Raw genomic sequence first — 25130 nt, 5'->3', positions numbered from 1 at the left:
GGTCAGTCCACTGGAGAGCGAAGGAGTCGGGTGTGTTCGGTCCGATGTTCAGCACCCCGGAGGCCACCGAGCGCACCGGGGAGACGGCCTGGCTGCAGGCGATGCTGGACTTCGAGGCGGCGCTGGCTGCCGCGCAGGCCAAGGCCGGGATCGTTCCGGCCGAGGCGGCCGAGGACATCGCGGCGCACTGCCGCGCGGAGCTGTTCGACGCGGCCTCGATCGGTGAGCGCGCGGCGGCCTCGGCGACACCGGTGATCGCGCTGGTCAAGGACCTCACGGCCGCGGTCTCGCCGGCGTCGCGGCCGCACGTGCACCGGGGCGCGACCAGCCAGGACGTCATCGACACCGCGGCGATGCTGCTGGTGCGCGACGTGCTGGAGCCGGTCGTGGAGGACCTGCTGGCGGCGGCGCGGCGGTGCGCGCAGCTGGCCGAGGAGCATCGCGGGACGGTGCTGATCGCGCGATCGCTGCTGCAGCAGGCGCTGCCGACGACGTTCGGGTTGCGCTGCGCCGGCTGGCTGACCGCGCTGGACGAGGCGATCACCGGGCTGCGGCGGGTGCGCCCGGCGGTCCAGTTCGGCGGCGCGGCGGGCACGCTGGCGTCGCTGGGGGCGAGCGGCACCGAGGTGCTGGGCGGGGTCGCCGAGCGGCTGGGGCTGGCCGAGCCGGTGCTGCCGTGGCACACCGACCGCTCCCGGATCGCCGAGCTGGCGGGCGCGATCGGCGCGGCGTGCGGGGTGCTGGGCAAGATCGCGCTGGACGTGGAGCTGCACGCGCAGACCGAGGTCGGCGAGCTCACCGAGGGCAGGCCGGGCGGGTCGTCGGCGATGCCGCACAAGCAGAACCCGGCCACCTCGGTGCTCATCACCGCTGCGACGCAGCGGGTTCCGGGGCTGGTGGCGACGCTGCTGTCGGCGATGCCGCAGTCCTACGAGCGGGCCGCCGGGGCGTGGCAGTCGGAGTGGGAACCGCTGACCGAGCTGCTGCGGCTGGCGGCGGGCGCGGCGCGGCGGACGCGGGAGTTGTTGGAGGGCTTGCGGGTTCACCCGGACCGGATGGCCGCGAACCTCGACCTCACCGGAGGTCTGGTGCTCGCGGAGAACGCCGCCGGGCGTCTCATGGGCGCGCTGGGCCGCACCGAGGCCCAGGAGCTCGTCGCCGAGCTGTGCCGGAGGACCGTCGAGGACGGGGGCACGCTGCGCGCCGCGCTGCTGGCCGAACCCCGGGTGCGGCAGGTGCTCTCGGCCGACGACGTGATCGCGGCGACCTCGGCGGCCGACTACCTGGGCTCGGCGTCGGCATTCATCGATCGGGCTTTGGCCGCACACACCGGAATGGAGGAGCGGTGAACGTCAACCACGAGCTGACCGGGCCCGAGGGGGCTCCGGTCGTGGTGCTGTCCAACTCGCTGGGAACCGACCTGCGCCTGTGGGACGAGCAGGTCCCGGCGTTGCGCGAGCGCTTCCGCGTGCTGCGCTACGACCAGCGCGGGCACGGCGGCACGAAGGCCGAGCCGGGCCCGTACTCGCTGGCCGATCTCGGCGGCGACGTGCTGGAGCTGCTGGACCGGCTGGGCATCGACCGGGTCCACTTCGCCGGGGTGTCGCTGGGCGGCATGACCGGGATGTGGCTGGGCGAGAACGCCCCAAAGCGCATCGCCTCGCTGGCGCTGATCTGCACCTCGGCGGACCTGGGCGGCCCGTCCTGGTCGGAGCGGGCGGCGACGGTGCGGGCGAACGGGATGGCGGCGATGGTGGAGTCCTCGCTGCCGCGCTGGTTCACCCCGGCCGCGACCGGGAACCCCGCGATCCGGGAGAAGTTCACCGACATGATCCTCAGCGCCGACCCCGAGGGCTACGCGGGCTGCTGCGAGGCCATCGCCGAGATGGATCTCCTCGGCGGGCTCGGCGGCATCACCGCCCCGACGCTGGCGATCGCCGGCGCCGAGGACCCGGCCACTCCCCCGTCGCACGCCGAGCGCATCGCCGCGGACGTGCCCGGCGCTCGCGTGGAGGTGGTGCCCTCGGCCGCGCACCTCGCCAACGCCGAGCAGCCGGAGACCGTGAACCGGTTGCTGCTGGAGCTGTTCGGGGGTGCCGCGTGAGCGACGAGAGCCGCTACGACGCGGGAATGCGGGTGCGGCGCGAGGTCCTCGGCGACGCGCACGTCGATCGCGCGAACGCCCGCAAGACCGACTTCACCGAGGGGTTCCAGGACTTCATCACCCGCTACGCGTGGGGCGAGGTGTGGACCGGCGACGGCGTCGACCGGCCCACCCGCAGCATGCTGACCCTGGCGATCCTGGCCGCCACCGGGTGCGAGGACGAGTTCGCGATGCACGTGCGGGCGGCCCGCCGCAACGGGCTGGAGCCCGAGCGGATCAAGGAGGTGCTGATGCACGTGGCGATCTACGCGGGCGTGCCCCGCGCCAACACCGCGTTCGGCATCGCCAATACGATCCTGAGCGAGGAGCAGACGGAGTAGTTTCATCCGAGGCCGTTCCGCCGACGAGGGGATCACCGATGGAGTCCGAGGCCGACACCAGCAGCGGCTACGTGCAGTCGCTGGCGCGGGGGCTCGCGGTGATTCGCGCGTTCAGCGAGTCGAGCCCGGAGATGACGCTCTCGGAGGTCGCCCGCGCGACGGACCTGTCGCGCGCGGCGGCCCGCCGGTTCCTGCACACCCTGGTCGGTTTGGGCTACGTGTGGACCGACGGGCGGGTGTTCGCGCTGACGCCGCGGGTGCTGGAGCTGGGGTTCTCGTACCTGTCGAGCGTGTCGCTGCCGGAGATCGCCCAGCCGCACCTGGAGGGGCTGGTCTCCGAGGTGCACGAGTCGGCGTCGGTGTCGGTGCTCGACGGGACCGACATCGTCTACGTGGCGCGCGTTCCCACCTCGCGGATCATGACGGTCTCGATCAACATCGGCACCCGCTTCCCCGCCTACGCCACGTCGATGGGCCGGGTGATGCTGGCCGACCTGCCCGAGGACAAGCTCCGCGCGCACCTCGACCAGGTCGATCTCGCGCCGCTGGGGCCGCACACGATCACCGCCCGGGAGGACCTGCAGGCGGAGCTGGAGCGGGTGCGCGGGCAGGGCTGGGCGCTGGTCGACCAGGAGCTGGAGGCCGGGCTGCGCTCGATCGCGGCCCCCATCCGGGACCGCTACGGCCGGGCGGTGGCGGCGGTGAACATCTCCTCGCACGCCAGCCGCACCACCCGCGAAGCCGCCGAGCAGGACCTGCTGCCCCCGCTCCTGGCCACCGCCGAGCGCATCGCCGGAGACCTCGCGGTCTCCCCCCAATCCCGCGCCGTGGTCCGCTAGCTTCACAGGTCGTCTTGGGCCCAGCCGTGGCGGTAGAACGCTCGGATGTGGGCTTCGGTGCGCTCCTCGGCGGCGTCGGCGTCGCCGTCGCGCAGGGCCTGGTGGATCGCGCGGTGGTCGGCGCGGAGTTCCTCGGCGATCCGATCCCAGTCGTCGCCGAGGGCGTCGAAGGCGGCCAGCAGCGGGCGGCGCAGCGACTCGCGGATCGCGATGGTCATGTCGGCGACGAGGCGGTTGCCGCCGGCTTCGGCGATGCGCACGTGGAACTCGGTGTCGAGGTCGTTGAACCGGGCCCGGTCGCAGTCGGGCGAGTCCATCTCGTCGAGCAGTTCGGCGAGCCGGGCCAGCTCGTCGGGGTGCGCGCGGGTGGCGGCGCGCCGCGCGCTCTCGCGTTCGAGCATGATGCGGGCGCGCACGACGTCGGCGACGGGGAAGTTGGCCAGCGCCACGTGCAGCCGCAGCAGCCGGGTCAGGGCCTGGCTGGGCATGGCCGCGACGGTGGTGCCGGAGTCGGGCCCGGTGCCCACGCCCATGCGCAGCACGCCTTGGGCCTCCAGGGCGCGGAAGGCCTCGCGCACGGCCGCGCGGCTGACGCCGAGCATCTTGGCGAGGTCGCGCTCGGCGGGCAGCCGGTCGCCGACCTTGACCGCGCCGGTGATGATCTGCTCCTCGACGCGGTCGATGACCAGCTCGTAGGTGCGGGTGCGGGTGACCGGGCGCCACTCGGCGTCGCCCGCGTCCGCTTCGAATCCGGCCACTCGGGTCCCCTTCACGCGCCGTCGGTGATCCCCAGGGTAAGTGCCCCGTGTGGTCCGACCATAGAATGGTCGACAAGTCGGGTGTCGCGGCGTTCGGTGCGCGAGGATTCCGGCGAGGACGGAGAGGACTCGGTGATGCGCGCATGAGGGTGGCCCTGTTCGCGACCTGCCTCGGCGACACGCTGTTCCCGGAGGCGCCGAAGGCGACGGTGCGACTCCTGGAGCGGCTGGGCTGCGAGGTCGACTTCCCCGCCGCGCAGACCTGCTGCGGCCAGATGCACACCAACACCGGCTACCGCAAGCAGGCGCGGTCATCCGTGCGGACGTTCGTGGAGGCCTTCGCCGGTTACGACGCGGTCGTGGCGCCGTCGGGCTCGTGCGTGGCCTCGGTGCGCCACCAGCACGCGCAGGTCGCCGACGGCGACCGGGCGCTGACCCGCGCGGTGGAGCGCACCGCGCCGAAGGTGCACGAGCTCTCGGAGTTCCTGGTCGACGTGCTGGGCGTGACCGACGTGGGCGCCTACTTCCCGCACCGGGTCACCTACCACCCCACCTGCCACTCGGCGCGGCTGCTGCGCGTCGGCGAGCGCCCGCTGCGGCTGCTGCGCGCGGTGCGCTCGCTGGACCTGGTGGAGCTGCCGGCGTCCGAGCAGTGCTGCGGGTTCGGCGGCACGTTCGCGCTGAAGAACCCCGACGTGTCGGTGGCGATGGGCGCCGACAAGGCCCGCCACGTGCGCGAGACCGGCGCGGAGGTGCTCTGCGCCGGGGACTCCTCGTGCCTGATGCACATCGGCGGCCTGCTGTCGCGGCAGCGCTCGGGCATCCGGGTGCTGCACCTGGCCGAGATCCTGGCCTCGACGGAAGGAGAGCAGCGGTGAGCGCCACCGACCTGGGCATGCCCTCGTTCCCGACCGCGGCGAAGCGCGAGCTGGCCAACTCGCAGCTGCGGCACAACCTGGCCAACGCCACCGCCACGATCCGCCGCAAGCGGGCCGGGGTGGTCGGCGAGCTCGACGACTGGGCGCAGCTGCGCGAGGCAGGCGCGGCGATCAAGGCGCACACGCTGTCGCACCTGGACACCTACCTGGAGCGGTTCGAGTCCGCGGTGACCGAGGCCGGGGGCACGGTGCACTGGGCGCGCGACGCCGCCGAGGCCAACCGGATCGTCACCGACCTGGTGCGGGCGACCGGCGAGCGGGAGGTCGTGAAGGTCAAGTCGATGGCCACCCAGGAGATCGAGCTCAACGAGGCGCTGGCCGAGGCCGGGATCGACGCGTGGGAAACGGATCTGGCCGAGTTGATCGTCCAGTTGGGACACGACGAGCCCAGCCACATCCTGGTGCCCGCGATCCACCGCAACCGCGCGGAGATCCGGGAGATCTTCCGCCGCGAGATGGGCACCGTCGGCACCCCGGCGCCCGAGGACCTCACCGACGAGCCCGCGCGGCTGGCCGAGGCGGCGCGGCGGCACCTGCGGGAGAAGTTCCTGCGGGCCAAGGTCGCGGTCTCGGGCGCGAACTTCGCGGTCGCCGACACCGGCACGCTGGTGGTGGTCGAGTCCGAGGGCAACGGGCGGATGTGCCTGACGCTGCCGGAGACGCTGATCAGCGTGGTGGGCATCGAGAAGCTGGTGCCGAGCTGGCGGGACCTGGAGGTGTTCCTGCAGCTGCTGCCGCGGTCGAGCACCGGCGAGCGGATGAACCCCTACACCTCGACGTGGACCGGTGTCACGGCAGGCGACGGCCCGCAGGAGTTCCACGTGGTGCTGCTGGACAACGGGCGCACCGACGCGCTGGCCGACGAGGTGGGGCGCCAGGCCCTGCGCTGCATCCGCTGCTCAGCCTGCCTGAACGTGTGCCCGGTCTACGAGCGCACCGGCGGGCACGCCTACGGCTCGGTGTACCCCGGTCCGATCGGGGCGGTGCTGACGCCGCAGCTGCGCGGCACGACGTCCGAAGTGGACAGGTCGCTGCCGTACGCCTCGTCGCTGTGCGGGGCGTGCTACGACGTGTGCCCGGTGGCCATCGACATCCCGGATCTGCTGGTGCACCTGCGGACTCGGGTGGTCGAGGAGCGCTCGGGGGCGCGGAACAGGCCGCTGGACGCGCTGATGGGCCTGGCCTCGTGGGTGCTGGGCGATGCGAAGCGGCTGGCGGCGGTGCAGAAGGTGGCGTCGTGGAGCCGGAAGCTGATCGGGCGGCGCGGCACGATCGGCCGGTTGCCGGGTCCGCTGTCGGGCTGGACCGACGCGCGGGACGCCCCGGCTCCCGCGCAGGAGTCGTTCCGCTCGTGGTGGCAGCGCACGCGCGGTGAGGACGAGCGAGGAGGCGGGCGATGAAGGCGGAGTCGGCGCGTGAGGCGGTGCTGGGCCGGGTGCGCCGGGCGCTGCGCGACACCGAGCGCACTCCCCTGTCGGCGGTGCCCCGCGACTACCGGTCGGCGCGCCCGCAGGCGGACCTCGTGTCGGCGTTCTGCGAGGCGGTCGCCGACTACCAGGCCACCGTGGACCGGGTGGCCGCCGACGAGGTGGTCTCCCGGATCGCCGGGATCGCGCGGGACGCAGGTGCGCGGCGGCTGCTCGTCCCGGACGGGGCACCACAGGCGTGGTCGTCGGCGCTGGGCGAGGAGTTCGAGCTGGTCGACCCGGCGGCATCGACAGCGGTGTTGGAGCAGGTCGACGCGGTGATCACCACGGCTGCGGTGGGCATCGCCTCGACCGGCACGATCGTGCTGGACCACGGGCCGGGCCAGGGGCGCCGCGCGGTCACGCTGGTGCCGGACCTGCACGTGTGCGTGGTGACCGAGCAGCAGGTGGCCGACGACGTCCCGGCCGCGCTGTCCGGAGTGGACCCGGCGCGGCCGACGACGTTCATCAGCGGCCCGTCGGCCACCAGCGACATCGAGCTCAACCGGGTCGAGGGCGTGCACGGCCCCCGGACGCTGCACGTGCTGGTCGCCCCGTCGCTCTGAGCCCGGCGGTCACCGCCGTCGAGAGGGTGACGTGGGCGCCGGATGCGACGGCCCCTGCGGTGGAGGTCGGGCGCACCGTCCGTGCTAGGTTCATCCATCGCTTCTCACAGGCGGTTCCGCCGCGAGCTCCCTCGATCGGGAAGATCGGCCGCTCGTCCCACCCACACGATCAAGTGACGGCGGGAACCGGTGCGCCGGGGGCGCGGTCCTAGGCGATGTCGTTGTCCACGCGTCCATGGGAGAAGGAAAGGGGTCGCCGTGCCAGACATCCGGGTCCGGCTCCGCGGTGGGCCGCAGGACGGTCAGGAGCTGACCGTCTCGGCCGACTCATCGGGCAAACCGATCCCGCGCATCACCTTGCCCGCGCGCGTTCGCAATCCCGAGGCCGTGCCGCCTCGGCTGATCTACGAGCGCTCCGCCAAGCACGGTGATGGAACCTGGGAGTTCCGCTACGTGGGTGCCGAAACCTGACACCCCGGCGGCCGCGGCAGGGCACGGAGCCGGGTGCCCTGCCGGTCGTCACCCCCTCACCTCCGGGCGGAGGCCTCCGGGCTGCGCATGACCGTGGCCCGCGCGCCCGCCCCGATCCGCGCGTACACCTCGGGTTTCGCGCGCTTGAGCAGCATCCCCCACGCCGTCCCGGCGGCGAAGACCAGTGCCAGACCCGAGGGCACCAGCCAGCCCAGCAGGTGCCCGGGCGCCAGGCCCAGCGTCGAGGGGTAGGACAGCACCGCCGCCACCAGCGCCAGCGCCAGCAGCGCTGAGGCCAGCGCCGGGGCGATGGTCGTGGGCCAGGCGCCGTGGCCGTGCCCGCCGGTGCGGCGGAAGAACCCGACGACCGCCAGCGAGGTCAGCAGCACCAGCAGCAGCACGCCGAGCGCACCGGTCGTCGCGCCCCAGAAGAACAGGTGCACCGCCGGGTCCAGCTCCAGCAGCGCGGTGCCGGCCACGGCGACGGCGCTGACCGTGGTGGCCACGAGCGACCCGGCCACGGGAGCGCCGGTGCGGGCGCTGGTGCGCACCCACCAGCGGGCGCCGACGCCCTCCAGGCCGAGCGAGAACAGGTAGCGGGCGCACACGTGGTGGAAGGCCAGCGCCGCGGCGAACAACGACGTCAGGTACAGGGCGCTGCCCAGGTCGACCAGCGCGGCGGGCAGCCGCTCGGCGGCCAGGGTGAACAGCAGCCGGGTGGAGTCGCGGTCGGCGGCGGCCACCACCGAACCGGGCCCGGTCGCCACCGTGATCGCCCAGGTCGACGCGGAGAACAACCCGCCGATCACCAGCAGCGAGATGGCCGCGGCGCGGATGACGGTGCTCGGGTCGCGGGCCTCGCGGGCCAGCACGGTGAGGTTGGCGAAGCCGATGAAGCCGGTGAAGGCGATCAGCAGGATCGCCCCGGCCGACCCGGTCAGCAGCACCGACGGGTCCAGCGCGTCGAAGACCCGGCCCTGCCCGCCCGGGGCCACCACGAACGCCACGTCGTAGACCACGAGCACGCTCACCTCGGCGAGCAGCAGCAGCGCCAGCACCCGCCCGTTGACGTCGATGCGCTGCAGCCCGAGCGAGGCCACCAGCGCGATCGCCGCCGCCGAGCACCACCACCAGGCCGGGGTGGTGCCGGTGAGCCGGTGGGTCAGATCGGCGGCGCCGACGCCGAAACCGCCGACCAGGCCGCCGAGGATCAGCAGGTAGGACACCACCGCCACGGCGCCCGCCCCGGCTCCGGTGGCACGGCCCAGGCCCTTGGCGATGTAGGCGTAGAAGGCGCCCGCGTTGTCGACGTGCCGCGACATGGTCACGTAGCCGATCGCGAACACGCCCACGATCAGCGCCATCACCAGGTAGCCCAGCGGCAGTCCGGGGGTGGCCGCGACCGCGAACCCGCTGGTGGCCAGACCGCCGACGATGGTGGCCGGTGCTCCGGCGGCCACGGTGAAGAACACGATCGACAGCACGCCCATCCGGGTTCCGGACAGCGTCGCCGCCACCTTCGATGGGGGCACTCTCACGCTCCTAGTGCTCGGTTCAGTGCCGGTGCTTCAGTGCCGGGGGGTTCAGTGCCGCGGCGTGATGGCCGACGCGCCGCGGGCCGCGCCGATCTCGTGGAGCAGGCTGCGCAGGGTTCCCGGCAGCAGCGACTCCCACGAGTCCATCCGGAACTCCCCCTGCCGCAGCGCGTTCTTGCTGAAGCGCAGGTGGCGCAGCACCCCGGTCTCGCGGGCCAGCAGCGCGAAGGTGATCTCGGTGAGCCGCTCGGGCACGGTGATCACGCCGTTGCCGGTGGCGGCGTCGGTGCCGGTGAACAGCTGCTCCAGCTCGGCGGTGGGGGTCTCGCGCCGGGCGTCGGCGAGGCGCCAGGCGGCGGCCGCTCCCCCGCGCAGCCCACCGGAGATGGGGACCTCGCGCAGCACGTCGACCAGCACCAGCCGGCTGCGGACCTTCTCCACCGAGGTCTGGGCGAGGTGCTCCAGCCAGGTGCGCAGGTCGTGGCCGGCTTCGCGGCGGACCTCGCGCAGCACGGTCCAGGACAGGAAGTCCGGGCAGCGCCCGTTGCCGCTGGGCCGCACGTCGGGGGTGAGGGCGATCTCCTCCTCCACGATCAGCTCGGCCAGCAAACCGCCCGCGCACCCGAGGGCGAGCAGGTCGGTGTCGATGCGCGGGGAGATGCGGTTCTCGCCGCTGTGGGCGGCCAGGAAGAACCGGTCCGCGACGCGCAGCGGCAGCCGCGAGCCGTCCAGCTCGGGAACGTTCCGGCCACTCCTGGCCACGCCCTTCAACACGTGGTCGCTCTCCTTCACCAGCCAGAACGTGTTCGCCGCGGCAGTGCCGTCCCCCGGGTCGCCCTGGAAGCCCTCGGGTCGCTCCGGAAGGTGTCCGGGCGGGCACCGCGCGTGGTGCACACCTATCGTTCAAGATCAACGCCGGATCGCGCATCGGCCGAACACCGGCTGTGGCCGAATCGTTGTGGTGGCTAACCGTCCGTTTACCGGCCTGTGGCCTGCACCGGAGCGGTCCGCGCGGGAACAACCGGGAGCCTCGTTGACTTCCACCTGTGTCGAAGTTCGAGGATGGACGCACCCGAACGACACCACCACGTCACGAAGGACCTCCACGTGAACGCCAACTGGTCGACGATGCGCTCGTTCGCGAGCGACAAGTCCGTCACCCGGCAACGCCTGTCCGCCGGCCTGTTACGCCGCATCGGCGGGTACGCGCGCCCCTACCTGCGCGACATCGTGCCGTTCCTGGTGCTGGTCGCGCTGGCCGCCGCGCTCGGCGTGGTCAACCCGCTGCTGTTCAAGGCCATCATCGACGACGGCATCGTGCCGCGGAACTTCTCGCTGGTGGTGTGGCTGGCGCTGGCGGTGGCCGGGGTGGCGGTGCTGGAGGCGGCGATGAGCCTGGCCCAGCGCTGGTACTCCGCGCGTCTCGGCGAGGGGCTGATCTACGACCTGCGCCGCGAGGTCTTCGACCACGTGCAGCGGATGCCGGTGGCGTTCTTCGTCCGCGCCCAGACCGGGGCGCTGGTCAGCCGCCTGAACAACGACGTGATCGGCGCGCAGCGCGCCCTGACCTCGACGCTGTCGTCGGTGGTGTCCAACGTGCTGAGCCTGGTGCTGGTGCTGGCGACCATGTTCACGCTGTCCTGGCAGATCACGGTGATCGCGCTGGTGCTGCTGCCGCTGTTCCTGCTGCCGGTGCGCTGGGTGGGCCGCCGGTTGCAGCGCATCACCCGCGAGCAGATGAAGCTCGACGCGGAGATGAGCTCGCTGATGACCGAGCGCTTCGGGGTGGCCGGGGCGATGCTGGCCAAGCTCTACGGCCGCGCTGACGAGGAGTCCGAGCGCTTCGCCGCGCGCGCCGAGCGGGTCCGCGACATGGGTGTCATCTCGGCGATGTACAGCAGGGTGTTCATGGTGGCGCTGACGCTGCTGGCGGCGCTGGCCACGGCCGTGGTCTACGGGCTCGGCGGCGGTCTGGTGCTGGCCGGGGCGTTCCAGCTGGGCACCCTGGTGGCGCTGGCGACGCTGCTCAACCGGCTGTACGGGCCGCTGACGGCGCTGTCGAACGTGCACGTGGACGTGATGACGGCGCTGGTGAGCTTCGACCGGGTCTTCGAGATCCTCGACCTCAAGCCGATGATCACCGAGAAGCCCGACGCCCGCGAGCTGCCCGCCGGGGCCTCGGACGTGGAGTTCGATCACGTGTCGTTCCGGTACCCGGCCTCCAGCGAGGTGTCGCTGGCGTCGCTGGAGTCGGTGGCCCGCGCCGACCACTCCCCCGCGCACCCGGTGCTGCACGACATCAGCTTCCGCGCCGCGCCGGGCCAGACCGTCGCGCTGGTGGGCCACTCCGGCGCGGGCAAGACCACGATCACCAACCTGGCCGGGCGGCTCTACGACGTGGACTCCGGTGCGGTGCGCATCGGCGGGGTGGACGTGCGCGACACGTCGCTGGCCTCGCTGTACGACCACGTCGGGGTGGTCACCCAGGACGCGCACCTGTTCCACGACACGATCCGCGCGAACCTCACCTTCGCCCGCCCCGACGCCTCCGAGGAGGAGCTGACCGAGGCGCTGCGCACGGCTCAGCTGGGGCACCTGGTCGACGCGCTGCCCGACGGGCTGGACACGGTGGTCGGCGACCGGGGCCACCGCCTCTCGGGCGGGGAGAAGCAGCGGCTGGCCATCGCCCGCCTGCTGCTCAAGGCCCCGCCGATCGTGGTCCTCGACGAGGCCACCGCCCACCTGGACTCGGAGTCGGAGGCCGCGGTCCAGCGGGCCCTGGCCACGGCGCTGTCCGGGCGCACGGCGCTGGTCATCGCCCACCGGCTGGCCACGATTCGCGAGGCCGACCGCATCCTGGTCATCGACGACGGTCGCATCGCCGAGGAAGGCACCCACGAGGAGCTCCTGGCGCGCGACGGCCACTACGCGGAGCTCTACCGCACCCAGTTCGCCCAGCAGAACCACCCCGACGCGACCCCGAACCCCGACTCAGCCCCGGCCCCGGACTCCGATTCCGACGAAGCCGCCTGACGGTCGGCGGTCCTCACTCCCCTGTCCGCGAGTCGCGGTGGGGACGTTCGTCGCCAGGGGACAGTTTTTGCCAGAATCACCCATGATCAACGTCCGAAATGTCCGGATAATTATGGCTAAAACTGTCCCCTGCCAACACCGCACCCCACCGGAGGGACGTCACGGGCAGGGGGTGCACCTGGGGCGCGTCAGTGCTCGGGTGGGGTGACCGAGAGGGTGCCGCCGGGGTCGACCTGGGCGAGGAGGGCGCTGCAGAGGTCGTCGAGGAGCGCGACCTGGGAGGCGTCGAGGCCGTCGATGATCAGCGAGCGAACCTTCCCGACGTGGCCGGGAGCGGAGGCCACGACCTTGGCCAGGCCCGCTTCGGTGAGCTCGGCGATGCTGCCGCGGGCGTCGTCCTCGGCCTTGCGGCGGGCGACGAAGCCCTGCTGCTCCAGCCGGGACACCACGTGCGAGACCCGCGACGGCGAGGCGTTGGACTGCTGCGCCAGGTGGCTCATCCGCAGCTCGCGGCCGGGCGCCTCCGACAGCATCGACAGGACCCAGTAGCCGAACATCGTCAGACCCGCGTCGCGCTGCAGCTGCGCGTCCAGCGCAGCGGGGACCACCGTCATCAGGGCGGCCAGCTTCCGCCAGGCGCGCTGCTCGGAATCGCTCAGCCAGCGCGTATCGCTCACGCCCCGAGAGTAACAGGGGTTGAAGGTTCAAAGAGGCTGCCCGACCAGTGGCGACACGCCGCGCGCGGCGCAGAACGACCCGATCTGATCACGCAGCCGCACCGCCGCGGGCGCCGCCTGCAGGGGTGTGCGTTCCAGCGACCGGCCGAGCCGCCGCAGGCGCCGCAGCACCGCCTCGGTGCGCCGGGCGGTGGCCGCGACCAGCACGAGATCGACCTGCTCGGCGGCGCCGTCGAGGTCGCGCGCCCGCAGCCGCACCTCGGCCAGGTCCAGCCGCGCCAGGCACAGCTCCCCGACCCGCTGCCGCTCGGGCGGTTCCTGGGCGTAGCCGGCGATGGCGGTGATCGCGTCCCGCTCGGCGTGGGCCAGGCCGACCTGCCCGCCCAGCCACAGCGCCGTCGAGGAGGCGTAGGCGTACTGCTTGGCGACCGGGAACTCCATCATCCCGCCCGGGACGTCGGCCTCGGCGACCTCCTCGCGCGCCTGCTCGGCGCGGGTCAGGGCGCGCTCGGCGGCGTGGGCGTCGCCCAGGCGCGCGTGCGCGCGGGCCTCGATCGCGGCCAGCCGGACCGCGGCGGTGCCGGACTCGGGCGGGTAGCGCAGCCCGTCGCGGGCGAGTTCGACGGCGTCGCGGCCGCGGTCGTCCCAGTAGGCCACCAGGCTCTGGGTGCCGCGGATCCAGCAGCGCAGCGCGTCGTCCCCGGCCTGCTCGGCGCACTGGAACGCGGTGCGGGCCTGGGCTTCGGCGGCGGTGGGGTGGCCGAGGTCGAAGGCGGCGGTGGACATCGCGGCGCAGGCCAGCCCGGCGGTGCGGAACCAGTCGCGGGCGTGCTCGGCAGGCACCCGCCGCTCCAGCACCTTCAGCGCCCGGTCCCGCAGCTCGCGCAGCTCCACGAACAGCGGGAACACCGGCTGGTGCGGGTAGACGTCGATGATGCGCGCGACGTCGGCGCGGAAGCGGTCGAGGTTCTGCGGCCCGCCGTGGCCGGAGCGGGTGGGGGTGGCGGGTTCGGTAGCCGGCATGAGCGCCTCGCTCTCCACGTGCCGTTGCCTCACGGAGCCGGTCCGGACCTGGGGTTTCGGCGGCTCAGGCGTACGGTGACAGCCCGCTGACCGGACCCGCAAGTGGGACTTCTACCCGGTGATATCCGCGGCTTGGCGGGTGTTGCGGACGCGGTCGGGGCCGATGCCGCACTCCTCGGCGCGGGCGCAGCCGTAGGCCAACCAGTCGAGCTGGCCCGGGGCGTGGGCGTCGGAGTCGATGCTGAACTCGCAGCCCAGATCCCGGGCCAGGCGCATCAGCTCGCGGGGCGGGTCGAGCCGGTCCGGCCGCGAGTTGATCTCCACGGCGACGTCGTGGTCGCGGCAGGCGGTGAAGACCTCGCGCGCGTCGAAGGTGGACTGCGGGCGCTTGCGGTCGCCGATCAGCCTGCCGGTGCAGTGCCCGAGCACGTCGACGTGCGGGTTGCTCGCGGCGGTGACCAGGCGGCGGGTCATCGGCGCGGAGGCCATCCGCAGGTCGGAGTGGACGCTGGCGACCACCACGTCGAGCTCGGCCAGCAGGTCCTCGTCCTGGTCGAGGGAACCGTCGCCGAGGATGTCGACCTCGATGCCGGTGAGGACGCGGAACGGGGCGAGCGACCGGTTGAGCCGCGCGACGACGTCGAGCTGCTCGCGCAGCCGCTCGGCGGACAGGCCCCGCGCGACGGTCAGCCGCGGCGAGTGGTCGGTCAGCGCCACCCACTCGTGCCCGAGCGCGCGGGCGGTGGTGGCCATCTCGGCGATCGGGCTGCCGCCGTCGGACCAGTCGGAGTGGGTGTGGCAGTCGCCGCGCAACGCCGCCCGCAGCTCGGCCCCGTGCTCCGGAACCTCCGCCGCGTCGCGGACTTTCGCCAGGTAGTCGGGTGTGCGGCCACCGTGGGCCTGGGCGATGACGGTGGCGGTGGTGCGGCCGATGCCCTCCAGGTCGGTGAGCGTGCCGCGCTCGACGCGCCGGTCGAGGTCGTCGACGTCGTCGAGGACGGCGGCCGCCCGCCGGAAGGCGCGCACCCGGTAGGTGGGCGCGTTCTGCCGCTCCAGCCAGAAGGCGATCTCGCGCAGCGCCGCGATGGCGTCCTCGCTCACCCGTCCTTGGTAGCCGCTCGGGGTCCGCCGCGCCACCGTTGCAGCGCCTCGCCGATGCCGTCGGCCACGGCGAACAGCTCGTCCTCCCGGCCGGGGGCGCCGACGAGCTGCAGCCCGGCCGGGAGCCCGCCGACGGTTCCGGCGGGCACCGACAGCGCCGGGACTCCGGCGAGGTTCCAGGGCCGGGTGAGCCCGATCAGCGAGCCGCGCACCGGCAGCGGCGTTCCGCCGATGTCGACCTGGCGCTGGTCGATCTCGGGTGCGGCGACGCAGGTGGTGGGCATGGCCAGCAGGTCGACCTCGTCGAGCAGCGCGGCGACCTCGGCGCGCCACCGCTCGCGGTCGGTCAGCGCCCGCACGTACTGCCACCCGGCGGTCTCCCCCGCCTGGCGCAGCAGGTCCAGCACGTCGTCGGTGAACAGCTGCGGCGCCTCGGCGACGCGGTCGGCGTGCACGGCGTGGGCCTCGCTGAACTGGATGGCGCCGAAGGCCCGCAGCATCCCGTCCAGGCCCTCGGGCCGGATCTCGCGCACGTCGAGTCCGTCGCTGTCCAGGGCGGTGCGGGCGAGCTCGGCGACCCGGGGATCGGTGGGGTGCAGCAGGTCCGGCGGGATCCAGCCGACGCGCACCTCCGATCCGGGATCGCGGCGCGGCATCGGGCGCAGCCCGGCCAGCACCCGGTAGCCGGTGCGGCAGTCGGCGGGGCTGCCGGCGAGCACGCCGACGTGGTCGAGGGTCTGCGACAACGGGAACACCCCGCCGGTGGGCACGGCGTCGAAAGCCGGCTTGAACCCGGCGACGCCGCACAGCGAGGCGGGGATGCGCACCGAGCCGCCGGTGTCGGTGCCCAGCGCCAGCGGCACGATCCCGGCCGCGACCGCGGCACCGCTGCCGCCGCTGGAGCCGCCGGTCATCCGCCCGCTGTCGTGCGGGTTCCGGGAGGCGCCGTTGTGGGCGCGGTCGCCGGTGGGCCCGAACGCGAACTCCTGGGTGGTGGTCTTGCCGACGATGATCGCCCCGGCCTCGCGCAGCCGCGTCACGCACTCGGCGTCCTGTGTGGACACGTGGTCGGCGAAGTGCGCCGAGCCCATGGTGGTGCGCAGCCCGGCGACGTCGATGATGTCCTTGACCGCCACCGGGATCCCGTGCAGCGGACCGCGATCGCGGCCGTCGGCGAGTTCGGCGTCGGCGGTCTCGGCGGCGCGCAGCGCTCCCGCGCGATCGACGGTGACGAAGGCGTTGAGCGTCCCGTCGAGCGCGTCGATCGCGGTCAGCGCGGCCTTGACGAGGTCGACCGAGCGGATCTCGTCGGCCCGCAACCGCTCGCCCAGCTCGGCGAGGGTGCGGCCGCGGAAATATCCCGTCGTGTGCTGTGTTCCGGTGCTCAACGCGCCTCCAGCCCGGCGTTTCCGGCGAAGAGCTCATCGTGCGCTCGCGTCCGGTGATCGTCAACGCCCCGAGCGCACCGCGGTGATCGCGCCGAGCACCACCACCAGCAGCGTCATCGCCAGCGACAGCCCGGTCACCGAGGCGTCCTGGCCGGGACCGCGCCCGGCGAGCCCGGCCAGCAGCGCTTCCACCCCGAAGAACACCAGCACGGCCGCGCCGCCCACCGCCGCGCCCGGCGCGCGGCGGCACCGCGGGGACGCCGTGCGCACCACGCGCGCGGCACCCAGCAGCGGCAGCAGGTTCGCGCACAGCACCGGCGCCGCGTCGCCCCCGGTGGCCGTCGCGGCGAAGGCGCCGAGGACGACGGCGGCCGGGATCGCGGCGAACCGAGCGGCCCCGGGTTCGGGCAGACCGGAGTCATCTCGCCGGAACAGCCACCAGGCGCCCAGCAGCACCGCCGCCCCGGAGACCGCCGACAGCAACGGGAGCCCGGGGAGCCCGGTGCCGGCCAGCGCGATCCGGGTCAGCGCCGAGGCGCCGACGGCGGCGGGCACGAGGCGGTGCGAGCCCGGGAGGCGGTGGGTGAGCACGACCAGCAGCACGACGAGCACGACGGTCATCGCCAGCGCCGCGCCCCAGGCGGCCAGGAACTCGCCCGCCCGCGCCGGGGAGTCCAGCGCCAGCACCCCCGCCAGCAGGGGTGCGGCGAGCAGTGCGGCCCCGGCCACCAGCGGGTCGGCGCGGGTGGGGGCGCGGCCCCGGGAGCAGGCGAGCAGGTCGGCGGTCAGGGCCGCGAGCAGCACGATCACCGCTGCGGACGGGACCAGGGCGGGCACGCTCATGGGCGCCTCCGGCGTGGGGAGTCGACGATCCCCCGCAGGCCGCGGGTCTCGGGCCTGGCAACGGTGGTTCTAGTCGGGCGGAAGGGCGGTGTCCAGGACCACACCGGTGATCCATCCGTTCGGCCCAAGGCCTGGTCCACACTGGACCGACCGGCGGTGCCGCTCGTCGTTCCCGGCCACGCGGGGCGGGATACTGTATGCTAAAGCCACGGGCTGAGCCCGTGGACCGCATCGCCCACGAGCAACCGGAGCTGACCGCATGTCCCTGACCTCGAAACCGTCCGAGGGCCTCGCCGCCCGCCAGGTGGCGCGCCCGGTCCCGCTGCGCGAGACGGTCTACGAGGCCATCCTCGAACTGATCATCACCGGCGAGCTCAAGCCGGGCCAGCACCTGGTGGAGAAGGAGCTGGCCGAGGCGCTGGGCGTCTCCCGCCAGCCCGTCCGCGAGGCCCTGCAGTGGCTCAAGAAGGACGAGTGGGTCGACCTGCGCCCCGGCTACGGCGCGTTCGTCCACAGCCCCACCCCCGAGGAGGCCGACCAGCTGCTGAGCGTGCGGACCCTGCTGGAGGCCGAGTCCGCACGGCTGGCCGCCCAGCACGCCACCAAGGAGGGCGTGGCCGGGCTCAAGCAGATCTACAAGCGCGGTGTCGCCGCCCTCAAGGCCGACGACATCGACGCGGTCGTGGCCGCCAACTCGGAGCTGCACGCCACCATCACCGAGCTGTCGGGCAACAAGGTCCTCATCGAACTGGCCTCGCAAATCAACCGCCGGGTCCGCTGGTACCACACGCCGGTGGCCAAGAGCCGCGGCAAGCAGGCCTGGGACGAGCACTCCGCGCTCATCGACGCGATCTCCAAGAAGGACGCCGACACGGCGGCCGCGCTCATGCGCGAGCACACCGAGCACACCCGCAAGACCTATCTGGACCAGAGCGCGGAGGAGCGCGACTGACCTCCCGCACGGGCGCGCGGGACCGCGGAAGCCGGCCGTAAACGATCATCACCTCGGCTTTCCCCGCTGTGAAAGTGGCGAGAAAGCCCGATGGGGCAGCATTCCTGTTGCCTGCCTGGGGCACAGGGCGTCCGTTGAATTGGGTTCCGCGGTCGCTCGGGTGGCCGGGCGCCGGTTCGATGAGGATGGGGGATTCGTCGCACCGGCGCCGGCGTCACCGTTCAGGAGGGGGACCAAAGGGCGGCCGCTTGTGGGGAGCGGTCGCCCTTTCTCTTCGTTCGGCTCACGCAACACCGCAGGTGCTCATCTGAGCCCTCAGCCCAGCAGCGGTCGTCCGCAGGTCAGCCGGGCGAGGTGATCGAGGGCCCGGTCGGCGGGCAGCTGGCCGTGGGCGGCGGTGTGGGCGTCGCGGAACCGCCGCTCGACGCCGTAGTCCTTGCGGAAGGCGTGCTGGCCGCAGACCTTGATGCCGAGTTCGGCGACGTGCACGGCGTGCTCCCCGGCGAGCGCCCGCGCCTGCAGGAGCCGTTCGAGTCCGTCGGCGTGCCAACGACTTCCGACGGCGTCGGTGAGCGCGAGCGCCGCGGTGTCGACCTTGGTGCGCATCCGGGCGAGGTCGGCGCGCACCTCGGGGCGTTCGGCGGGCGGGTCCTGCCAGCGCGACCAGGACGGCTGCGGGCCGGTCACGCACGCGACACCGCGGGCGAGCACGGCCTGCATCAGGCCGAGGGCGAGCGCGGCCTGCAGCGCGCACAGCCAGGGCAGGACGATCTCGACGAGCGGGTCCGCTCCCCCGCCGCGCGCGCCGAGCAGGGCGGAGTCGGGGACGCGGACGGGATCGGCGGTGAGGGTGGCGGTGGCGCTGCCGCGGAGCCCGACCGCGTCGGCGTGCGCCGGGACGCACAGCCCGGGCGCCTGGGAGGGCACGAGCCACCACGACAGGCCGCCGTCGTCCTCGCGGCCGCACCACAGGTAGCTGTCGGCTTCGCCCGCGGCGGTGACCCAGTTCTTGCGGGCGGTCAGCGCGGTGACCCCGCCGGCGCTGTCGGCGCGGCCGGTGGGGATCGTGCCGGGGTTGCCGGGCTCGGCGAGGGCGAGGCTCGTGAGGTGCCGGCCGGCGGCCACCTCGCGCAGCAGCTCGGGTCCGGCGTCGCGGCGCAGCGCGGCGGTGGCGGTGTAGTGCGAGGCGAGGATCGCGGCGGTGGAGCCGCAGGCGCGGGCCAGCCTGGTGATCACGTCGACGGCTTCGACGAGGCCGCGACCCCCTCCGCCGCACCTGCTCGGCAGCGTCAGGCCGAGCAGGCCCGCCTCCGCCAGGGCGGCGACGGTCTCGCGGGGGAAACGGCCCTGATCGTCGGTCTCGCGGGCGCGGGGTTCGACGACGGTGCGCAGGACCCGGCCGAGCGGGTCACCACCCCGGGCCGTCATGTCCCACCCCGAGGTGCGCCCGCCCGCTGCGGGCGGGTATCCGTGCACGCGCCGATGGCAACAGCTGTCACTGGTGATCTCCGCTCTGGTCGTGCGCGCCAGGCGTGGATGTCAGTGCACGCAGTATACAGTATGCGTCTTTGCGGGCAAGATTTCTCCGCCTCCCCACCGGAGAAGGTCAGCCTCAAAACCACCTGCGACCAGCGCAGATCGGAAATACCACGTCCACAGTGGACGATTCTGCGGCGGGCTCGACCCCCGACTCGACCTATGGACACCCGCCTTCCACTGCGGTATGCCTGAGAGGCACCTCATACGGTATGCAGTATGTCGCCGACCGTAGACGCGGCCTTCTTCCAAAGGGGATGAGCGCATGGCCCAGGCTTCCGACAACGCAGGCGAACCCGAGCAGATCTCCGGCGGACACCTCGTCGCCAAGGCGCTCAAAGCCGAAGGCGTGGACACGATCTACACCCTCTGCGGCGGCCACATCATCGACATCTACGACGGCTGCGTGGACGAGGGCATCGACGTCGTCGACGTCCGCCACGAGCAGGTCGCCGCCCACGCCGCCGACGGCCACGCCCGCATCACCGGCAAGCCCGGCTGCGCGGTCGTCACCGCCGGCCCCGGCACCACCGACGCCGTCACCGGCGTGGCCAACGCCTTCCGGGCCGAGAGCCCGATGCTGCTCATCGGCGGCCAAGGGGCCCTGTCGCAGCACAAGATGGGGTCGCTGCAGGACCTCCCGCACGTCGACATGATGAACCCGATCACCAAGTTCGCCGCGACCGTGCCGCACACCGAGCGCGCCGCCGACATGGTCTCGATGGCCTTCCGCGAGTGCTACCACGGCTCCCCCGGCCCGTCGTTCCTGGAGATCCCGCGCGACGTCCTCGACGCGAAGGTCCCGGCGGATCGCGCCCGCATCCCGCGCGCGGGCGGGTACCGGGCCACCACCCGCTCGGCCGGCGACCCCGACGCCGTCGAGAAGCTGGCCGATCTGCTGGTCAAGGCGGAGAAGCCCTGCATCCTGCTCGGCAGCCAGACCTGGACCTGCCGGGCCACCGACTCGGCGGTGAAGCTGGTCCGCGAGCTGAACGTGCCCGCGTTCTGCAACGGGGCCGGGAGGGGCACGCTCCCGCCCGCGGACCCGCTGCACTTCCAGCTGGCGCGCCGCTACGCCTTCCAGAACTCCGACCTGATCATCATCCTGGGCACCCCGTTCGACTTCCGGATGGGCTACGGCAAGCGGCTGTCCCCGCAGGCCACCGTCGTGCAGATCGACCTCGACTACCGCACCGTCGGCCGCAACCGCGACATCGACCTGGGCATCGTCGGCGACGCCGACGCCGTGCTCACCGCGGTGGCCCAGGCCGCCTCCGGACGCCTCGACAACGGAGCAGGCGGCCGCAAGCCCTGGGTGCAGGAGCTGCGGGAGGTCGAGACCGCCGCGCTGCAGAAGCGCCTGCCGCGCCAGCACTCCGACGCCTCCCCCATCGACCCCTACCGGCTGGTCCACGAGCTCAACGAGTTCCTCACCGAGGACTCGATCTACATCGGCGACGGCGGCGACATCGTCACCTTCTCCGGCCAGGTCATCCAGCCCAAATCCCCCGGGCACTGGATGGACCCCGGACCGCTGGGCACCCTCGGCGTCGGCGTGCCGTTCGCGATGGCCGCCAAGAAGGCCCGGCCGGACAAGGAGGTCGTGTGCCTGTTCGGTGACGGCGCGTTCAGCCTCACCGGCTGGGACTTCGAGACGATGGTGCGCTTCGACCTGCCCTTCGTGGGCATCGTCGGCAACAACTCGTCGATGAACCAGATCCGCTACGGCCAGATCGCCAAGTACGGCGAGGACCGCGGCCGGGTCGGCAACACCCTCGGCGACATCTCCTACAGCAAGTTCGCGCAGATGCTCGGCGGCTACGGCGAAGAGGTCCACGACCCCGCCGACATCGCCCCCGCGCTGCAGCGCGCCCGCGAGTCCGGCAAGCCGTCGTTGATCAACGTCTGGGTCGATCCCGAGGTCTACGCGCCCGGAACGATGAACCAGACCATGTACAAGTGAGGTGTGACGTCATGAGCGCACTCGAAGGTGTCCGCGTCCTGGACATGACGCACGTCCAGTCGGGTCCGTCGGCGACCCAGATCCTGGCCTGGCTCGGGGCCGACGTGGTCAAGCTCGAAGCCCCCACCGGCGACATCACCCGCAAGCAGCTGCGCGACGTCGCCGACGCCGACAGCCTCTACTTCACGATGCTCAACTGCAACAAGCGCAGCATCACGCTGAACATGAAATCCGAGGCGGGCAAGGAGATCTTCCGCCGGCTGGTCGCCGACTCCGACGTGCTGGTGGAGAACTTCGGGCCCGGCACCGTCGACCGGATGGGCTTCACCTGGGAGACGCTGCGCGAGATCAACCCGAAGCTGATCTACGCCTCCATCAAGGGATTCGGCGAGGGCCCCTACACCCACTTCAAGGCCTACGAGGTCGTCGCCCAGGCCATGGGCGGGTCGATGTCGACCACCGGTTTCGAGGACGGTCCGCCGCTGGCCACCGGTGCGCAGATCGGCGACTCCGGCACCGGCATTCACACCGTCGCCGGGATCCTCGCCGCGCTGCTGCAGCGCGAGCGCACCGGCGAGGGCCAGCGGGTGTCGGTGGCGATGCAGCACGCGGTGCTCAACCTGTGCCGGGTCAAGCTGCGCGACCAGCAGCGGCTCGCGCACGGCCCGCTGCGGGAGTACCCCAACGCCGAGTTCGGCGACGAGGTGCCGCGCTCGGGCAACGCCTCCGGCGGCGGCCAGCCCGGCTGGGCGGTGCGCTGCAAGCCCGGCGGCGAGAACGACTACATCTACGTCATCGTCCAGCCGCAGGGCTGGGCCCCGATCGCGAACCTCATCGGGCGTCCGGAACTGATCGAGGACCCGGACTGGGCTACCCCGGAGGCACGTCTGTCCAAACTGGACAAGATGTTCAGCATGATCGAGGAGTGGACGCTCGGGCACGACAAGTGGAGCGTGCTGGCCGCCCTCAACGAGCACAACGTGCCGTGCGGCCCGATCCTATCGACCAAGGAGATCATCGAGGACGCCTCGCTGGCCGCCAACGACATGATCGTCAGCGTCGATCACCCCGAGCGCGGCGAGTTCAAGACGGTCGGCTGCCCGATCAAGCTCTCCGACTCCCCCGTTCAGGTCCAGCGCTCCCCCCTGCTCGGCGAGCACACCGCCGAGGTCTTCCGGGACCGGCTGGGCATCGACGAGTCCGAACTGGCCGATCTCAAGGCGAACGGAGTGATCTGACGTGGCATACGACGGTGCCCGCGTGCGGGAGGTGCTCGACGCGGTCCGGTCCGACGGCCGCACCGCGCTCACCGCGCCCGAGGCGAAGAAGCTGTGCGACGCCTACGGCATCCCCACCGCCGGCGAGGGCCTGGCCACCAGCTCCGACGAGGCGGTGGCGCTGGCCGCCGAGATCGGCGAGCCGGTGGCGCTCAAGATCGTCTCGCCGGACATCCTGCACAAGACCGACGCCGGCTGCGTGCTGGTCGACGTCCGCGGCGAGGCCGACGTGCGCGCCGGCTACGAGCGGATCCTGGCCAACGCCCACGCCCACACCGAGAACCCGGCCATCGCCGGGGTCCAGGTGCAGCAGATGGTCAGCGGCCAGGAGGTCATCGTCGGCGCCACCACCGACCCGACCTTCGGCAAGGTCGTGGCCTTCGGCCTCGGCGGGGTGCTGGTGGAGGTGCTCCAGGACGTCACCTTCCGGCTGGCGCCGCTGAGCGCCGGCGAGGCCCGCACGATGCTCGACGACATCGCCGCCGCTGAGGTGCTGCGCGGTGCGCGCGGCGCCGACCCGGTCGACGCCGACGCCCTCGCCGAGGTGCTGCGGCGGGTCTCGGACCTGGTCAGCGACTTCCCGGAGATCGCCGAGCTGGACCTCAACCCGGTGTTCGCCACGCCCACCGGCGCCACCGCCGCCGACGTGCGGGTGCTGCTGAGCCCGGAGGAACCGGTGGCGGTGCCGCGGCGCTCCACCGAGGAGATCCTGGAGTCGATGCGGCGGTTGATGATGCCGAGCAGCATCGCGGTGATCGGGGCCTCCAACGAGGAGGGCAAGATCGGCAACTCGGTGATGAAGAACCTGATCAACGGCGGCTACGCGGGCGAGATCCACCCGATCAACCCCAAGGCCGACGAGATCATGGGGCGCCCGGCTCGCAAGAGCATCACCGACGTGCCCGGCCCGGTGGACGTGGCGGTGTTCGCGGTGCCGGCGAAGTTCGTGGCCCCGGCGCTGCGGGAGTGCGGCGCGAAGGGCGTCTCGGCGGCGGTGCTGATCCCGTCGGGTTTCGCCGAGACCGGCAACCAGGAGCTGCAGGACGAGGTCGTGGCGGTGGCCCGCGAGCACGGGATCCGGTTGCTGGGGCCCAACATCTACGGCTACTACTACACGCCGCAGAACCTGTGCGCGACGTTCTGCACGCCCTACGACGTGCGCGGCGGGGTGGCGCTGACCTCGCAGAGCGGCGGGATCGGGATGGCGATCCTGGGGTTCTCGCGCACCACGAAGATGGGTGTGTCGGCGATCGTCGGGCTGGGCAACAAGTCCGATGTGGACGAGGACGACCTGCTGACGTTCTTCGAGCACGACGACAACACCAACGTGGTGGCGATGCACCTGGAGGACCTCAAGGACGGCCGCGCGTTCGTCGACGCCGCGCGCAGCATCACCAAGAAGAAGCCGGTGGTGGTGCTCAAGGCCGGGCGCACCGACCTGGGCGCGCGGGCCGCCAGCTCGCACACCGGGGCGCTGGCCGGCAACGACAAGGTCTACGACGACGTGCTGCGCCAGTCGGGCGTGGTCCGGGCGCCGGGTCTCAACGAGATGCTGGAGTACGCCCGGGGTCTGCCGGTGCTGCCGACGCCGAAGGGCGAGAACGTCGTGATCATCACCGGTGCCGGGGGTTCCGGGGTGCTGCTGTCGGACGCGTGCGTGGCCAACGGGCTGCGGCTGATGGACATCCCGCCGGACCTGGACCAGGAGTTCCGCCGCTACATCCCGCCGTTCGGCGCGGCGGGCAACCCGGTCGACATCACCGGTGGCGAGCCGCCGAGCACCTACGAGGCCACCATCCGGCTCGGCCTGCGCGACCCGCGGATCCACTCGCTGATCCTCGGCTACTGGCACACCATCGTCACCCCGCCGATGGTGTTCGCCGAACTGGCTTCCCGCGTCGCCGAAGAGGCCCGCGCGGAAGGGATCGACAAGCCGATCGTGGTGTCGCTCGCGGGCGACACGGAGGTGGAGAAGGCCGCGGACTACCTGTTCGACCACGGCATCGTCGCCTTCCCCTACACGACGGAGAAACCGGTCGCGGTCCTGGGCGCCAAGTACCAATGGGCCCGCTCCGCCCACCTCCTCCCCTGATCGGCGGTCCCCCGGACGAAAACCCCAGCATTCATCGCGTCGAAAACCGCACCATTCGCGCGACGAAAACCGGGGTTTTCGCCGGGTCGAATACCGCAGGTTTTGTCGGGTCAAAAACTGCGGTATTCGACCGGTCGAAAACTGCGGTTTTTGACCGGTGGGGCCGGTGTGCACTCCCATGGACGACC

22 protein-coding genes are annotated in these 25130 nt (G+C 72.6%); 13 read left to right on the top strand and 9 right to left on the bottom strand.

Going from position 1 to position 25130, the window contains the following annotated elements; translation table 11 throughout:
• The first annotated feature begins 32 nt into the window (after positions 1-32).
• Genes pcaB through BM424_RS16205 form a run of 4 tightly spaced genes read left to right on the top strand, consistent with a single transcriptional unit; the run spans position 33 to position 3323 of the window.
• Positions 33-1349 (top strand): 3-carboxy-cis,cis-muconate cycloisomerase, encoded by a 1317-nt coding sequence (gene pcaB / locus BM424_RS16220; RefSeq protein ID WP_093418536.1) that lies wholly within the window; start codon positions 33-35, stop codon positions 1347-1349.
• Positions 1346-2104, top strand: coding sequence for a 3-oxoadipate enol-lactonase (gene pcaD / locus BM424_RS16215; protein ID WP_093418533.1), 759 nt, complete (start codon positions 1346-1348; stop codon positions 2102-2104). The genes pcaB and pcaD overlap by 4 nt, the downstream gene beginning before the upstream one ends.
• Positions 2101-2484, top strand: coding sequence for a 4-carboxymuconolactone decarboxylase (gene pcaC, locus BM424_RS16210; protein WP_217649734.1), 384 nt, complete (start codon positions 2101-2103; stop codon positions 2482-2484). Before pcaD ends, pcaC begins: the two co-directional genes overlap by 4 nt.
• Positions 2485-2522: 38 nt before the next feature.
• Positions 2523-3323 carry an IclR family transcriptional regulator gene (locus BM424_RS16205; protein WP_093418531.1) on the top strand — a complete coding sequence of 267 codons (801 nt, stop codon included), beginning with the start codon at positions 2523-2525 and terminating at the stop codon, positions 3321-3323.
• A 2-nt stretch (positions 3324-3325) separates the two neighbouring features.
• Here the strand turns inward: BM424_RS16205 and BM424_RS16200 are convergent, their stop codons facing one another.
• Positions 3326-4081, bottom strand: a complete 756-nt coding sequence (locus BM424_RS16200; RefSeq protein WP_093418529.1) for a FadR/GntR family transcriptional regulator — start codon at positions 4079-4081, stop codon at positions 3326-3328.
• A 143-nt stretch (positions 4082-4224) separates the two neighbouring features.
• On the opposite strand from BM424_RS16200, the gene BM424_RS16195 reads away from it, so the two are divergent.
• From BM424_RS16195 to BM424_RS16180, 4 genes are all read left to right on the top strand, one after another.
• Positions 4225-4959, top strand: coding sequence for a (Fe-S)-binding protein (locus BM424_RS16195; RefSeq protein ID WP_093418527.1), 735 nt, complete (start codon positions 4225-4227; stop codon positions 4957-4959).
• Between the two features lie 17 nt (positions 4960-4976).
• On the top strand, positions 4977-6419 hold the full coding sequence (locus BM424_RS16190) for a LutB/LldF family L-lactate oxidation iron-sulfur protein (RefSeq protein WP_093419262.1): 1443 nt from the start codon (positions 4977-4979) through the stop codon (positions 6417-6419).
• Complete coding sequence (locus BM424_RS16185; RefSeq protein ID WP_093418525.1) at positions 6416-7051, top strand: LutC/YkgG family protein; 636 nt, start codon at positions 6416-6418, stop codon at positions 7049-7051. The genes BM424_RS16190 and BM424_RS16185 overlap by 4 nt, the downstream gene beginning before the upstream one ends.
• A gap of 258 nt (positions 7052-7309) precedes the next feature.
• A complete protein-coding gene (locus BM424_RS16180) occupies positions 7310-7522 on the top strand; it encodes a hypothetical protein (protein ID WP_093418523.1) in 213 nt (70 codons plus the stop codon).
• 56 nt (positions 7523-7578) lie between these two features.
• Here the strand turns inward: BM424_RS16180 and BM424_RS16175 are convergent, their stop codons facing one another.
• Both BM424_RS16175 and BM424_RS16170 read right to left on the bottom strand, forming a co-directional pair.
• Positions 7579-9054: an APC family permease gene (locus BM424_RS16175; protein ID WP_093418520.1), complete on the bottom strand. Its 1476-nt coding sequence runs from the start codon at positions 9052-9054 to the stop codon at positions 7579-7581.
• A gap of 51 nt (positions 9055-9105) precedes the next feature.
• Positions 9106-9849 carry a GPP34 family phosphoprotein gene (locus tag BM424_RS16170; RefSeq protein ID WP_245775889.1) on the bottom strand — a complete coding sequence of 248 codons (744 nt, stop codon included), beginning with the start codon at positions 9847-9849 and terminating at the stop codon, positions 9106-9108.
• Positions 9850-10185: 336 nt separating this feature from the next.
• Here BM424_RS16170 and BM424_RS16165 point away from each other — a divergent pair, with 336 nt between their 5' ends.
• Complete coding sequence (locus BM424_RS16165) at positions 10186-12090, top strand: ABC transporter ATP-binding protein (RefSeq protein WP_217649740.1); 1905 nt, start codon at positions 10186-10188, stop codon at positions 12088-12090.
• Positions 12091-12278: 188 nt separating this feature from the next.
• Here the strand turns inward: BM424_RS16165 and BM424_RS16160 are convergent, their stop codons facing one another.
• The 5 genes from BM424_RS16160 to BM424_RS16140 form a co-directional block, all read right to left on the bottom strand.
• Positions 12279-12767, bottom strand: a complete 489-nt coding sequence (locus BM424_RS16160; RefSeq protein WP_217649733.1) for a MarR family winged helix-turn-helix transcriptional regulator — start codon at positions 12765-12767, stop codon at positions 12279-12281.
• Between the two features lie 27 nt (positions 12768-12794).
• Complete coding sequence (locus tag BM424_RS16155; protein WP_139274087.1) at positions 12795-13790, bottom strand: NsdA family TPR-like regulatory protein; 996 nt, start codon at positions 13788-13790, stop codon at positions 12795-12797.
• Positions 13791-13901: 111 nt separating this feature from the next.
• The gene (locus BM424_RS16150) at positions 13902-14891 is read right to left on the bottom strand and encodes a PHP domain-containing protein (RefSeq protein WP_245775888.1); all 990 of its coding nucleotides are present in this window, start codon (positions 14889-14891) and stop codon (positions 13902-13904) included.
• On the bottom strand, positions 14888-16279 hold the full coding sequence (locus BM424_RS16145) for an amidase (protein ID WP_093418512.1): 1392 nt from the start codon (positions 16277-16279) through the stop codon (positions 14888-14890). Before BM424_RS16145 ends, BM424_RS16150 begins: the two co-directional genes overlap by 4 nt.
• Positions 16280-16339: 60 nt before the next feature.
• Entirely contained in the window at positions 16340-17122 is a 783-nt protein-coding gene (locus BM424_RS16140; RefSeq protein WP_093418510.1) for a hypothetical protein, read from the bottom strand.
• 259 nt (positions 17123-17381) lie between these two features.
• Between BM424_RS16140 and BM424_RS16135 the strand changes: the two genes are divergently transcribed.
• Complete coding sequence (locus tag BM424_RS16135; protein ID WP_093418507.1) at positions 17382-18074, top strand: GntR family transcriptional regulator; 693 nt, start codon at positions 17382-17384, stop codon at positions 18072-18074.
• A gap of 315 nt (positions 18075-18389) precedes the next feature.
• Here the strand turns inward: BM424_RS16135 and BM424_RS16130 are convergent, their stop codons facing one another.
• A complete protein-coding gene (locus tag BM424_RS16130; RefSeq protein WP_139274086.1) occupies positions 18390-19550 on the bottom strand; it encodes an acyl-CoA dehydrogenase family protein in 1161 nt (386 codons plus the stop codon).
• A gap of 325 nt (positions 19551-19875) precedes the next feature.
• On the opposite strand from BM424_RS16130, the gene BM424_RS16125 reads away from it, so the two are divergent.
• From BM424_RS16125 to BM424_RS16115, 3 genes are read left to right on the top strand one after another with little or no spacing between them, the layout of a single operon-like run.
• Positions 19876-21573, top strand: a complete 1698-nt coding sequence (locus BM424_RS16125) for a thiamine pyrophosphate-binding protein (RefSeq protein WP_093418502.1) — start codon at positions 19876-19878, stop codon at positions 21571-21573.
• Between the two features lie 11 nt (positions 21574-21584).
• Positions 21585-22811 carry a formyl-CoA transferase gene (gene frc, locus BM424_RS16120; protein ID WP_093418500.1) on the top strand — a complete coding sequence of 409 codons (1227 nt, stop codon included), beginning with the start codon at positions 21585-21587 and terminating at the stop codon, positions 22809-22811.
• A gap of 1 nt (position 22812) precedes the next feature.
• Positions 22813-24942 (top strand): acetate--CoA ligase family protein, encoded by a 2130-nt coding sequence (locus tag BM424_RS16115; RefSeq protein WP_093418497.1) that lies wholly within the window; start codon positions 22813-22815, stop codon positions 24940-24942.
• Positions 24943-25130 lie beyond the last annotated feature (188 nt).

Source organism: Saccharopolyspora flava (genome assembly GCF_900116135.1).
Lineage (GTDB): Bacteria > Actinomycetota > Actinomycetes > Mycobacteriales > Pseudonocardiaceae > Saccharopolyspora > Saccharopolyspora flava.
The sequence above is the reverse complement of the archived record's forward strand: the minus strand, read 5'-3'. Positions and strand labels throughout refer to the sequence as shown.